The organism is Marinobacter sp. M1C (assembly GCF_023314135.1).
Classification (GTDB): domain Bacteria; phylum Pseudomonadota; class Gammaproteobacteria; order Pseudomonadales; family Oleiphilaceae; genus Marinobacter.
This window is the reverse complement of the sequence record NZ_CP092289.1, coordinates 2,629,037-2,642,146: the sequence shown is the minus strand read 5'-3', so window position 1 is coordinate 2,642,146 and position 13,110 is coordinate 2,629,037. Positions and strand designations below refer to the sequence as shown.

At 53.2% G+C, this 13,110-nt stretch carries 12 protein-coding genes; 11 read left to right on the top strand and 1 reads right to left on the bottom strand.

Features of this window, described 5'->3' with window-relative positions:
* Positions 1-116: 116 nt before the first annotated feature.
* The 6 genes from MIH19_RS12375 (at position 117) to MIH19_RS12350 (ending at position 5,142) form a co-directional block, all read left to right on the top strand.
* The gene (locus MIH19_RS12375) at positions 117-497 is read left to right on the top strand and encodes an acyl carrier protein phosphodiesterase (RefSeq protein WP_249005176.1); all 381 of its coding nucleotides are present in this window, start codon (positions 117-119) and stop codon (positions 495-497) included.
* A gap of 194 nt (positions 498-691) precedes the next feature.
* Positions 692-1,603 (top strand): TRAP transporter large permease subunit, encoded by a 912-nt coding sequence (locus MIH19_RS12370; protein WP_249005175.1) that lies wholly within the window; start codon positions 692-694, stop codon positions 1,601-1,603.
* A 25-nt stretch (positions 1,604-1,628) separates the two neighbouring features.
* Positions 1,629-2,900, top strand: coding sequence for a hydroxymethylglutaryl-CoA reductase, degradative (locus tag MIH19_RS12365; RefSeq protein ID WP_249005174.1), 1,272 nt, complete (start codon positions 1,629-1,631; stop codon positions 2,898-2,900).
* Positions 2,901-2,967: 67 nt separating this feature from the next.
* On the top strand, positions 2,968-3,441 hold the full coding sequence (locus MIH19_RS12360) for a hypothetical protein (protein ID WP_249005173.1): 474 nt from the start codon (positions 2,968-2,970) through the stop codon (positions 3,439-3,441).
* A gap of 47 nt (positions 3,442-3,488) precedes the next feature.
* Positions 3,489-4,679: an FAD/NAD(P)-binding oxidoreductase gene (locus MIH19_RS12355; RefSeq protein ID WP_249005172.1), complete on the top strand. Its 1,191-nt coding sequence runs from the start codon at positions 3,489-3,491 to the stop codon at positions 4,677-4,679.
* A gap of 13 nt (positions 4,680-4,692) precedes the next feature.
* On the top strand, positions 4,693-5,142 hold the full coding sequence (locus MIH19_RS12350) for a DUF1641 domain-containing protein (protein WP_249005171.1): 450 nt from the start codon (positions 4,693-4,695) through the stop codon (positions 5,140-5,142).
* 446 nt (positions 5,143-5,588) lie between these two features.
* Here the strand turns inward: MIH19_RS12350 and xseA are convergent, their stop codons facing one another.
* Positions 5,589-6,938 (bottom strand): exodeoxyribonuclease VII large subunit, encoded by a 1,350-nt coding sequence (gene xseA / locus MIH19_RS12345; RefSeq protein WP_249005170.1) that lies wholly within the window; start codon positions 6,936-6,938, stop codon positions 5,589-5,591.
* 214 nt (positions 6,939-7,152) lie between these two features.
* On the opposite strand from xseA, the gene guaB reads away from it, so the two are divergent.
* From guaB to MIH19_RS12320, 5 genes are all read left to right on the top strand, one after another.
* On the top strand, positions 7,153-8,616 hold the full coding sequence (guaB, locus tag MIH19_RS12340) for an IMP dehydrogenase (protein ID WP_249005169.1): 1,464 nt from the start codon (positions 7,153-7,155) through the stop codon (positions 8,614-8,616).
* Positions 8,617-8,678: 62 nt separating this feature from the next.
* Positions 8,679-10,256, top strand: a complete 1,578-nt coding sequence (gene guaA / locus MIH19_RS12335) for a glutamine-hydrolyzing GMP synthase (RefSeq protein ID WP_249009000.1) — start codon at positions 8,679-8,681, stop codon at positions 10,254-10,256.
* Positions 10,257-10,409: 153 nt separating this feature from the next.
* The gene (locus MIH19_RS12330) at positions 10,410-10,670 is read left to right on the top strand and encodes a type II toxin-antitoxin system Phd/YefM family antitoxin (protein WP_249005168.1); all 261 of its coding nucleotides are present in this window, start codon (positions 10,410-10,412) and stop codon (positions 10,668-10,670) included.
* The gene (locus tag MIH19_RS12325; protein WP_249005167.1) at positions 10,670-10,990 is read left to right on the top strand and encodes a type II toxin-antitoxin system RelE/ParE family toxin; all 321 of its coding nucleotides are present in this window, start codon (positions 10,670-10,672) and stop codon (positions 10,988-10,990) included. Before MIH19_RS12330 ends, MIH19_RS12325 begins: the two co-directional genes overlap by 1 nt.
* Before the next feature lie 289 nt (positions 10,991-11,279).
* Positions 11,280-13,052 carry a hypothetical protein gene (locus tag MIH19_RS12320; RefSeq protein WP_249005166.1) on the top strand — a complete coding sequence of 591 codons (1,773 nt, stop codon included), beginning with the start codon at positions 11,280-11,282 and terminating at the stop codon, positions 13,050-13,052.
* The last annotated feature ends 58 nt before the right edge of the window (positions 13,053-13,110 follow it).

Genomic DNA, 13,110 nt, shown 5'->3' with positions numbered 1-13,110 from the left:
GACGGATTTGAAATCCGTCCCCGGGGCGTGGGTTACTTGCCTGGCTTCATAGGTCTTGCTCAGAACCGAACACACGGGGATAAACAGTACGAGGCCCACGCCAAGAAGAATGAGTAGTGCTTCCAAGTGCCTTTGCCCTTAAGAAATCCGATGCTCTGGATGTCTTGTATGGCCACTTTCTTCTGCGGCATTGGAATGAGTTTACCGATGCCGGCCAGAATACCTTTATCAGCGAGGTGTATACAAAGCTGCAGGATAACGAAGACTTGATGACACCTGATATGAGCAGAACGCGGCATATGGTTTCTCACGACTGGTTCGGATTCTATCGCGATCTAAACAGCATCGGTTATGCGCTGGACAGAGTGGCTGCGCACATCCGGTTTCAGAACTCATTTGCCGGAATCATTAACGAAATACGACCTTTAGACTCAGAGCTTGAAGAAAATTTGTCATCAATTTTCCCCTTGTTTACAGAGTGTTGCAGGAGGAATTGAATAAATTTTCTTGTCTTTTCACCACTCGCTAAGCCGCTCATTTTCCCAACTGCAGCGCTGGGAGAAACAGCGCCTAAAAGCGACGCGTCGGTTCTGAGATCTTGGGCTTTGTAGCATTGGTCATGATGAACGACACAGGCCTGAGGCTTAAAGCGTGACTGGATACCGGCGCCAAAACCTCATCGCTGCACGCGGTGAACGTAGAAGAGTTTAAAAAAGACGATCAGAAATGGGTCAAATTCCAGATTCCGCCCTCCATCATCACCATTGTGTATGCCGCTACTGCCCAGATATCCGTAGGCAAAATGTTTGCTGCCGGGATAGTGCCAGGGATGGTGCTATCCGGGCTTTACGTAAGCTACGTGGTTATCCGAACCATGCTCAAACCCAGCCTTGCGCCCACTCCGGAACACATCGAAGTGAGCTGGTTTGAAATGTTCGGCTCCTTGAAATCGTTGTTTTTACCCACCCTGATTGTGTTCAGTGTTCTGGGCAGTATTTACGCCGGGATCGCCACGCCTACGGAAGCCGCTGCGGTTGGGGTAGTGGGGGCGATGTTGTCCGCGATGCTGCAGGGCCAGTTTACGATCGGAAATCTCAGTGATGCGGCCATGGATACGCTGCGCGTTACCACCATGATCATGTGGATCACCATAGGCGCCAAAATCTTTGTTTCGATCTTTACCGGGATCGGAGGTGCCGATTCGCTGCTGATGTTCATTGAAAACCTTGAGCTCAACCGTTGGCTGGTGCTGCTGGCGATGATGGGCCTTCTCGTTCTATTGGGCCTGTTCCTGGATGAAATCGGCATCATTCTGCTGTGTGTACCGGTGTTCATGCCAATCATCAGTTCGTTTGGTTTCGATCCAGTGTGGTTTGGTGTGTTGTTTCTGATTACCGCACAAATGGCATATATCACTCCGCCATTCGGCTACACGCTTTTTTATATCAAAGGGGTATTGCCGCCAGGAATTGGAATGGAGACTGTCTATCGGGCAATCCTCCCATTCCTCGTATTGCAAATTCTGGCGCTGATTCTGTTCATGTTGTTCCCGGACCTGGTCACATGGCTGCCCAATCAGCTATCCCAGCGCCTGGTTTCCTGATTCTTTAATGGCGGAGATTGATTACATGTCTACCCAAAATTCTCGTATTTCCGGTTTTCACAACCTTTCCATGCACGAGCGCCTGGAGAAAGTCATCGAAGTGGCTGGCCTGGCCCCAGACGTTGCAGACCACATGGGCAACACGGGCAATCTGGACGCAGAGATCGCAGACTCAATGATTGAGAACGCCATCGGGACCATGAACATTCCCATTGGCGTTGCGACCAACATGATGGTGGATCAGCAGGATACGTTGATTCCGATGGCCACAGAGGAGTCTTCAGTCGTCGCGGCGGTATGCAACGCTGCGCGCCAATGTCGGGACTCCGGAGGTTTTATCACCTCCATGTCGGGCTCACTGATGATTGCCCAGATTCAGTTGGTTGATGTGCCCAACCCGAAGTTTGCCCGTTTGCAGATCCTGGAACACAAAGCAGACATCAAGCAGGTTTGCGACGAAACCGACCCGGTGCTGCTCAAGCATGGTGGCGGATTCCGCGACGTGGAAGTTCGTGTTCTGGAGGGCCGCAAGACGGGCACCATGGTGATCACACATCTTATTGTGGACACCCGGGATGCCATGGGAGCCAACGCCGTGAATTCCATGGCGGAAGCCGTTGCACCGCTGATTGCAGAATGGACAAGAGGACGAACTTACCTGCGTATTCTGTCGAATCTTGCTGATCGCAGGCTGGCGAGAGCACGTGCAACCTGGACGCTGGATGCGATCGGGGGCGAATCAGTACGTGACGGTATCCTGGCCGCCTACGAGTTCGCCGACATCGACCCATACCGTGCTGCCACTCACAACAAAGGCATTATGAACGGCGTCAGTGCGGTAGTGCTCGCCACAGGCAATGACACCCGTGCGGTTGAAGCCGGTGCTCACGCATACGCAGCACAAACCGGCCGCTATCGTTCGTTGAGCCACTGGGAGGCAGACCGTAATGGCAACCTGACCGGCATGATCGAAATACCCATGCCCGTGGGGTTAATAGGAGGGGCAACCAAATCCCATCCTACCGCACGCATTGCCCTGGATATCATGGCCGTTACAAGTGCGGAGCAATTAGCGCGCACCATTGCTGCCGTTGGGTTGGCACAGAATTTTTCCGCCTTGAAAGCCCTGGCGACCACCGGAATCCAGAAAGGCCACATGGCACTGCACGCCAAGAACATAGCGTTGATGGCAGGTGCGCTCGGTGCAGAGATCGAAGCCGTGGCGAAAGATCTGGTCAGATTGGGGAAGGTGAGGGTGGATATTGCTGAAGAGCTGCTGAGTAAGCTTCGGGGATAGCTGTATATTTTTTATTCTATTTGCTAGTGTGCTAATAAGGTTGCTACCAAATGGGTGAGGTGAAACGTTGGGTGATGTCGAGAACCTGGGAAGCGCGCTTAGTGCTGAAGAGTTTGTGCTAAGTCTGAAGCGCTATATCACACAAGTGCGGCGTGATCGCAGATTGTCGGGACCGAATGTGCGAACGACTACCGTACACAGCCGACAGCTCTGCGGCAGCCGGCTGACACTCGACGCGATAATTGAAGAAAACCGGATCAAAAAGCTTGGCTACCAAGTTAGGGCCTGCTCACTGGGGCAGGCAACAACCGCGATCGTTTATGAACGTGCACCAGGAATGACAGCGGAAAAGCTTCAGTCCGTTCAGAGTCAGCTGGAGCAGATTTTAAAAAATGATGTCCCACCTCAAAACGCTTTGATCTGGCCTGAGTTAGCGATTTTTCAACACGCGGCATTCATGCCGTCCCGGCATGACTCTGCATTATTACCCTTCAGGGCACTACAGGAAATTTTTTCAAAGGAGAGACACGGCGAGTCCTAATAAAAACGATATTTAAGAGGCATCTATATCCCTCAAGGAGATATAACATGGTTCAGAACATCATCGTGGTTGGCGGGGGTATTGGCGGCACAATGACCGCAAATAACCTGGTCGCAAAACTCTACCCGGAGATAGTCAGGGGCAAGGCACGCGTTACCCTGATATCAAACAGTCCATGGCACTATTACAAGCCCGCCTTTATGTACGTCGCATTCGGTGCATTCTACAAAAACGAGCTGCGCCGCCCACAGGCCTCGTTACTGCGCCCGGAAATCGACTTCGTTCTTGACGAGGTTGAAGGCTTTGAGTTTAAGGACAGTCGCCTGAGAATGGCTTCGGGTAAGAGTTATGATTATGACTACCTTGTTGTGTCGACTGGCTGCATTCCCTCACCAGAGCGCATAAGCGGTCTTAAAGAAGCTGGCGATCATTTCTATCAGCACGATCCTGCACGAGAACTGTACAAGAAAATTTCGACCATCGAAAAAGGCCGTATATTTATCGGCGTTACCTTTCCGACGACGCCTAACGTTCCACACCAGTGTGGCATTGCGCCGATGGAAACCACCCTGATGCTCGATGAATTTCTGCGCAAGCGAGGTGTAAGAGATCAGATAGAGATCGTTTACACGTATCCGACTGTTTCACAACTTGTCCGTAACTGTTTGTTCTTGCAGAAAGATACAGGTGCAGTTCTGCCGTCTATTTTCGATTCAAAAAACATCAAACACAAACGCGGTTTTACCCTTGCAAGCGTTGACCCCGAGCGTAAGGTGGCGATTTCCGAGGAAGGAGACGAAGAAGATTTCGATATTCTGATGCAGACCCCGCCCATTCGAGCCGTAGATGCGGTTATTAATTCGGGTGCCTCTCAGGCTCCCAACAACGAAGGATGGTTGCCGACAGATCGCCATTCGCTGCAACTTGAAGGCTATGAAAACGTGTTCGTAATGGGCGACACGGTCGATCTGCCTATCAGTAAGGCAGGTGGAAGTTGCCATAACCAGTCGCCGGTAATCTGCAACAACATTGCTGGCCTGATGCGGTTTGGTGAAACCCCGGCTGAATACGATGGAAGGGTACAGGCCATCGCCCAAATGGGTATGGAAGTCGGCATGCCGCTTTGGTACGACTACGATGTAGATGTCATACCGACGCCACCAACCAAAATCGGCGGGTTAATGCGTAAGGGATTTAACCGAGGCATTTATTGGTCTGTCGCCCGTGGGCTGGTCTGACAAGGAGAGCAAAATGAACAACGAATCCACAACAGTTTCAGCGCCTCATTCGCTTGAGCAATTACTGAAAACGTCGCCGGAATTGCAGGACCAGGCAACACTGGACGGTCTATCGGATCTGATCACGAAAGCAGCGCCGATAATACAGGGGCGGCGGCTGCACAACATAATTGATTTGCTCGCAGCGACCTCCGACGTTATCGAAATGGCGGATGATAATATGGTGCAAAAGTTGATGGCACTCTATGAAGAGGGCATTGGCGGTGCCTGGGCTATCAGCAACGCTCTGAGATATGCAGCAGTCCAGGCTGCTCATGACGAAACCCCGCCGACAATCTGGCAAAGCCTGCGGCGGTTAAGCAAAGACGAAGACGCCCGCCGAGGCTTAAGTATGGCTATAAACCTGGCTGCTGAGCTCGGAAGACAGGCCAAGGCTGCTAACGGGCAGATGCCGGAGGATTGAACGTTTCTGCTTGTCGACGAGCTTGAGTGAATTTCTATGTAGCGCCTAACGCTATGATATTCCAAAAATAATAAACACGCAGACTCTTTCCCGCAATGACACTCAATGGGATGGGTTTACATGACGCGTTTGTTTTTTCGTGTCCATGATTGCTGCCAGCGTCTTGCCGCTGGCAGCATGTTTTGATGGTTCCGGCTCATCAGGCAATGGCACGGCGGCGGGTAACCCGGAAGCACCCGAGTTATGTCAGCATAACGACAGAATGGAATGTCTTTGTGAATAGCCGTTAACCACCGATCCAAGGCATCTTTCAGAATCCGGTTTGCAAGAACCGGAGACGGTGGGGCACCTTATGACAGCATCGTGTCTATGGCTTGCGCGTTTCTACGGCTACCGATGTGAATTGTCAGCAGCCCCTAGGCTCCATCAAAATGAGTCGCGCTGCATCAAGATTCATTGCAACTCGTCACTTGGGCGTGAACGGTGCCGCTGGCCACTCGGGCGCTGATGGCCTGGCCGGCTTCAAGCTGCCCGGCATGCCGCACAATCTTGCCCTGGTCGTCTTTTACAATGGCGTAGCCCCGCCCCAGAGTGGCCAAGGGGCTCACCAGATTCAGGGTTTGCGCTGCGTAATCCAGTTGCCCACGGCGGATTTTAAGCGCTTGCTCAATGGCCAGATTCAAGCCTGTTGTTGCCCGCAACACACGTTCGCTGGCGCTGGCCAGTTGCCTGCTAGGTGATTGCATGGTCAGGCGCTGTTGCAAATGGTCGGTACGCATATGCAAGCGCTGGGTTATCTGAGCGATTGCGCGGCTCAGGCGCACATCCAGCCCATCCAGGCGCTGCGCTTTTTCCTGCAGGCTACGGCGCGGATCTTTTAATCGCGTGGAAAGCTGCAACAGTCTGTTTTCAAGCGCCGTGTGTTGGCGCCCCACTGCAGCCTGCAGGCGTTCGCTGATGGCCTGTAATTGACGTAACCAGATGCTCTGGTCTGGCGATATTTTTTCCGCCGCTGCTGACGGTGTCGGCGCCCGCAAATCCGCTACGTAATCGGCAATGGTGGTGTCTACCTCGTGCCCCACGGCGCTGACGGTGGCAATAGGGCAGGCGGCAATGGCGCGGGCTACGGCTTCTTCGTTAAAGCACCACAAATCTTCCAACGAACCGCCGCCGCGGCCAATAATCAGCACGTCCGCGCGATTGTGGGCGACAGCCCGGCCGATGGCAGCGACTATGTCTGCGGTTGCCGCCTGGCCTTGCACCGCGGTTGGGTAAAGTGTGACTGGAATGCCCGGGCAACGCCGAGCCAGCACCGTGAGTATGTCGTGAATCGCAGCACCCGTTGGGGAGGTAACCACGCCGATATGTCGGGGCAGGGCGGGTATGGGTTTTTTGCGCTCGGTGCTAAACAGGCCCTCGTTAAAGAGCTTTAATTTTAACGCTTCAAACGCTTGCTGTAGGGCGCCCGCGCCGGCTGGCTCCAGGTGCTCGACAATAATCTGGAAGTCGCCGCGGTTCTCGTACAAGGTTACTTTGCCGCGAATTCGCACCAGTTCGCCTTCTTTTGGCGCCGGGCGAACCCGCTGATTGGCGCCGCGGAACATGGCACAACGAATCTGGCAGTTACTATCCTTCAAAGAAAAGTACCAGTGCCCGGAAGAAGGGCGTGAAAACCCCGACAATTCGCCTTCAACCCAAACCTGCATGAAGCTGGTTTCCAGCAGGTGACGGGCCTGATGATTCAGCTCACTAACGCTGAGCGCCCGCGACCGGGTGTCCTGAAAGGCATCATTCACCAAAAAATCCCCATATTTTTATACGCAATAGCCGAATAAATTGAATGTAAACTGATTAAAATTCAGATACATGCAACCTTTGGTGAGAAACTGTGCGGTTTACTGGGCTGCAACAGATCTTTATAATAACGCGATTAAGAATTCTACTTTGCAGCGGCACTTTTCTATGCCCTTGCCAAGGTTTAAATTTAGCACGTTCAAAAGGCCGATCCCAATGCTGCGAATTGCCGAAGAAGCTCTCACATTTGATGACGTACTGTTGGTGCCCGGTTACTCCGAGGTTCTGCCCCACGAAGCCGACCTTCGCACACGCCTGACACGAACCATCACACTGAATGTCCCGCTGGTGTCGGCGGCCATGGATACAGTGACAGACGCAGAGCTGGCGATTGCCATGGCCCAAGAAGGCGGCATCGGCATTATGCACAAAAATATGAGCCCGGAGCAGCAGGCCGCCGCAGTGCGTAAGGTGAAGAAGTTTGAAAGCGGCGTGGTAAAAGACCCTATTACGGTCAAACCCGAGAACACCGTACGTGAGTTGGTCGAAATTACCATGGCCAATAATATTTCCGGCCTGCCGGTAGTAGACGGCAGCGAGCTGGTGGGCATTGTTACGGGTCGCGATATCCGCTTTGAGAGCAGCATGGACACGCTTGTGCGTGACATCATGACGCCCAAAGAAAAGCTGGTTACGGTGAAAGAAGGCGCCGATCTGGAATCGGTGAAAGAACTCCTGCACCGCCACCGCATCGAGAAAATCCTGGTGGTAAACGATAATTTCCAGCTACGCGGCTTGGTTACAGCAAAAGACATTCAGAAGTCCAAAGACTACCCGCTGGCGAGTAAAGACGACCAGGGCCGCCTGCGTGTTGGCGCGGCCGTCGGCACCGGCGGCGACACTGAAGCCCGCGTGATAGCTCTGGCGGAAGCCGGTGTTGACGTAATTGTGGTGGATACGGCTCACGGCCATTCCCGCGGTGTGCTTGATCGTGTGCGCTGGATTAAGGAACATTACCCCGAACTGCAGGTGATTGGCGGCAATATCGCCACAGCTGAGGCTGCCCTTGCCCTGGTTGACGCCGGAGCAGATGCGGTGAAGGTGGGTATCGGCCCGGGTTCCATCTGTACCACCCGCATTGTAGCCGGTGTGGGCGTGCCGCAGATTTCAGCGGTGTCCAGCGTGGCTGAGGCCCTGAAAAACAGTGACGTTCCGCTGATTGCCGACGGTGGTTTGCGCTTCTCCGGTGATATCGCCAAGGCTATTGCGGCCGGCGCCCACTGTGTGATGATCGGCAGCCTGCTGGCCGGCACCGACGAAGCCCCGGGTGAAATCGAGCTGTTCCAGGGCCGCAGTTATAAGGCCTATCGGGGCATGGGTTCAATCGGCGCCATGGGCCAGGGTTCCAGCGACCGTTATTTTCAGGATGCCAGCAAAGGCATAGAAAAGCTGGTTCCGGAAGGTATTGAAGGCCGCGTCGCTTGTAAGGGCCCGATGCGCAACATTATTCATCAGCTGATGGGCGGCCTGCGCGCTGCGATGGGTTACACCGGCAGTGCCACCATAACCGATATGCGCAACAAGCCTCGGTTTGTGCGCATCACCGGTGCCGGTATGCGCGAGAGTCACGTTCACGATGTGACCATCACCAAAGAAGCACCGAACTACCGCGTTAGCTGATCACAGGTTTTTTTATGCGGCCCCATTGTTGGGGCCGCATTGCTAATTTCCCCGAGGATTCCATGGCCCACGACATTCACGATCACCGCATCCTGATTCTAGATTTCGGTTCCCAGTACACCCAGCTGATTGCCCGCCGGGTTCGGGACATCGGCGTTTATTGCGAAGTGCGCGCTTTTGACATCAGTACTGAAGAGCTTGAAGCCTTCAATCCCAAGGGCATTCTGCTGGCCGGTGGTCCTGAGTCGGTCACCGAGTTGAGTGGCCCGCGCGCGCCTGACGGCCTGTTTGATCGTGGTATTCCTGTATTGGGTATTTGCTACGGCATGCAAACCATGGCCGAGCAGTTGGGCGGCCGGGTGGCGAGTTCGGAAAAGCGCGAGTTTGGCTACGCCCAAGTAAAAGTGCGCGCTAAAGGCCCGTTGCTGCAAGACATCACCGACCACTTGACTGTGACCGGCGAATCGCTGCTGGACGTGTGGATGAGCCACGGCGACAAAGTGGTTGCCATGCCCGAAGGTTTCGAACTTCTGGCATCCACCGAAAGCGCACCTATTGCAGCCATGCAAGATCTGTCCCGCCATCTTTACGGCCTGCAGTTCCATCCGGAAGTGACTCATACCTTGCAGGGTAAGCGCATTCTGGAACACTTCGTGATGAACATCTGCGGCTGCGAAGCGTTATGGACTCCGGCCAAAATTGTCGACGACGCCGTGCAAAAAATTCGCGAACAGGTCGGCACCGACAAAGTGCTGCTGGGCCTGTCTGGCGGCGTAGATTCCTCGGTGACCGCCGCGCTGCTGCACAAAGCCATTGGCGATCAGCTAACCTGCGTGTTTGTTGATAACGGCCTGCTGCGCCTGAATGAAGGCGACCAGGTGATGGACATGTTCGGCAGCAGCATGGGCGTAAAAGTTATTCGCGCCGACGCCGAGGAACGCTTCCTGACTAACCTCAAAGGCGTCAGTGACCCCGAACAAAAGCGTAAAGTGATCGGTAACACATTCATCGACGTGTTCGATGAAGAAGCTACCCGCATTCAGAATGTGCACTGGCTGGCCCAAGGCACTATTTATCCGGACGTGATTGAATCGGCTGCGTCCAAAACCGGCAAGTCCCACGTGATCAAATCTCACCACAATGTGGGTGGCTTGCCGGAAACCATGAAACTGAAGTTGGTAGAGCCGTTGCGCGAACTGTTCAAAGACGAAGTGCGTCGCATCGGTCTTGAACTTGGCCTGCCTTACGATATGGTGTATCGCCATCCGTTCCCGGGCCCGGGCCTGGGTGTGCGCATTCTCGGCGAAGTGAAAAAAGACTACGCCGACATCTTGCGCCGCGCCGATGCCATCTTCCTGGAAGAGCTGCACCGCGCCGATTATTACCACAAAACCAGCCAGGCCTTTGCGGTCTTTCTGCCGGTGAAATCGGTAGGCGTAGTAGGCGACGCCCGCCGATACGAATGGGTGATCGCGCTGCGCGCTGTAGAAACCATCGATTTCATGACCGCACGTTGGGCGCATTTGCCGTACGAACTGCTGGAAACCGTGTCTAACCGTATTATTAATGAAATCAGCGGCGTATCACGGGTAACTTACGATGTGTCGTCGAAGCCGCCGGCGACCATCGAATGGGAGTAGGTGGACGACCGGCTTTGATCGATACAAATAAATAGTAAAAGCCACCAAGCTCAGCATTACGCTGGGCTTGGTGGCTTTTACAGAGCTCAAAATTCGCCAGTAGTGCTGGAATCGATTAGAGTATTCAAATCGAACGATATTGAGGCAGCAACGATGGATGCACTTTCGGCCAATGAGGCAAAAACTCACTTTGGCGATCTTCTTTTAAAAGCTCAGCGGTCGCCGGTTCAAATCAACAAGAACGGTAAGCCGGTAGCAGTGATTATCTCAGTAGAGGAGTATGAGGGTATCGAAGCGCTCAAGTTACGATTTTTGCAAGGCAGAGTGGAACAGGCCGAAGCAGATATTGATGCAGATAAGCTGGTTGATGGTGAGTCGTTTTTCGACGAATTGGATGCAGGCCATTTCGATTGATGACAGGTTATCGCTTAACCCTGGATGCGAGATCGGACTTGGTTCAAATACGCACGTACACACTAAAGCAATGGGGAAAGGCTCAATCCCAAAAATACTTCGCACAACTGCGCAAAACCATACGCATGCTTTCTGACAATCATGCCATGGGCAAGCGTCAACAAGATGTTGGGCTGAATGTTTTGAGTTTTCCTTATAGCAGTCACGTCATCTATTACGTTGTAAGTAGGCAGCAGTTGGTAGTATTTGCGGTACTTCATAAGCGCATGGTCCCGCTCAATCATATAGGCGAGCGCGAGATGACGCAGTCGGATACTTGAGGTGGCGGTTCCCAGAGCTTAGACCCTCGGCGCGACGAATGGGTGACCGCCCTGTGTAAGCTGGAAGCCGCTCCAATTGAGTGATAATTGAGAGTGCCCACGCTGCGGACTATCGAGGCAGCACTCTTTGCCCTCGCCACATTTACTTTCAATGCCGCAACTGCTTCTTCGAGATGACCCCCGCGTTTTCAGATAGTTAAGTGTTTTTTCTTAAGTCGCCGCTGCACCAAATTTTCTATGGCGACATGAACGGTACAATGGTTTGAAAACCTGAGATGGGGGTTTTATTTTGTCGATAATTGAATTGCAAAAAGAAGACTTGGCTGCTTTGTCCGATACACTGCTTGAAGAGCTTGTCGCACGTTTATGTGAAGCCGAACTCGCTACACGCAGCGGTAAGCTCAGGGACGTTATGTGGTCAGGTTCGATCAAAGCACCTGATGGCGGTGTCGACGTTCGAGTCACGATTTCAAGCGGGGAATTCGATGGTGATTTTGTGCCCCGTCTCGATACCGTCTTTCAGGCCAAGGCAAAGTCTATGCAGCCTGCTGAGATACGCGACGAAATGCTAGAAAATGGCACACCATCTCCCATTGTGAAGGAACTTGTCGAAGCTGGAGGAGCTTACATAATAGCTTCAACAGAGGATTGCTCCCCTCCGACCTATGCTAGACGCATTGAAGCAATGCGCAGAGCTGTTGAGTCACTGCCAGAGGCCGGTTCACTTCAACTTGATTTCTATGACCGGTCACGACTTCATCGCTGGTTGCGTCAGTATCCGTCAGTTCACGTTTGGCTGAGGGGGGCTCTCGGACGGCCCTTATCTGGTTGGCATGCCTTCGGCAGGTGGAGTGCCACGCCGACTGATGCCGATGACACTTTGATATTGGAAGAAGGTGTAACAGTCAACGTACCTTCAACTGGGAAAAATGGTCTTACTCTAGAAGAAGCTCTTCCTGTAGTTCGGCACCTTATTTCGTCGTCTGGGAAGCCGATTAGAATTACAGGCCTGTCTGGCGTAGGTAAGTCGCGGTTTGTCCAAGCGTTATTTGAAGAAGGTGTTGGCGAAGGTGCACTAGATCGAACCTCGGTAATCTATACTGACATCGGGGATCAACCGGAACCATCGGCTCGTGCCATGATTGATACGCTTCTTGCGCAGGACTCGTCGCTTACGGTCGTTTTGGACAATTGCGCATCCGACCTTCATAACTCACTTTCTGCCCGTCTTCGCGCAAAAACAAATTCCGTGAAGCTCATTACGGTCGAATATGACATCCGCGAAGACAAATCGCAGACGACCGAAGTTGTACAAATTGAAGCGCATGGGCCGAAGATCGCTGAAACACTGCTCCTGCGGCGTCACCCCGAACTGGGACAATTTAACGCTGCAAAAATTGCCGAATTCTCGGAAGGCAATGCTCGGCTAGCGCTAGCAATCGCTGAGTCCGCGCCGGTTGACGGTACATTGTCGAAGCTCACTGACGAACAACTGTTCAATCGTTTGTTTTTCCAGCGACACGATCTTGACGCGGGACTCAAGGAACGGGCGGAAGCGCTATCACTTGTTTATTCATTTTCGGTTAATAGTGATGAGGAAGGAGTGGACGAACTCAGCCTTCTGGGTGAACTCTGCGAACATAGCCGGCTGCGCATGCACAGAGCGGCCCAGACACTCGTTGAACGCCAAGTGGCGCAACAAAGATCTCGTTGGAGAGCCGTTTTACCTCACGCGGTTGCGAACCGCTTAGCGACTGAGGCGCTCAATAAGATACCGGTCGAACTTCTCGTAGACGTATTTGAGCGCCGCGCCAGTTCACGCCTTCTCAAGTCCTTTGGGCGGCGATTGGGTTTTCTACACGAACACCCAGTTGCAATCGAAATTGTGACCCGCTGGGTGTCCGAAGGCGGGCTGTTGTCCGACCTGATGCGGCTCAATGAACATGGTCAGAAGTTGTTCTTGCATATTGCGCCGGTAGTCCCAGAGCGCACGTTGGATTTAATAGAACGCAGTTTGACGGGTACCGAAGTCCTCACCGACCTCAAGCCTACGAATTTTTAGGTCAGTCGTCCTCAATCTGCTAGTCGGGATAGCCTATTACCCTGATCACTTTGAACGG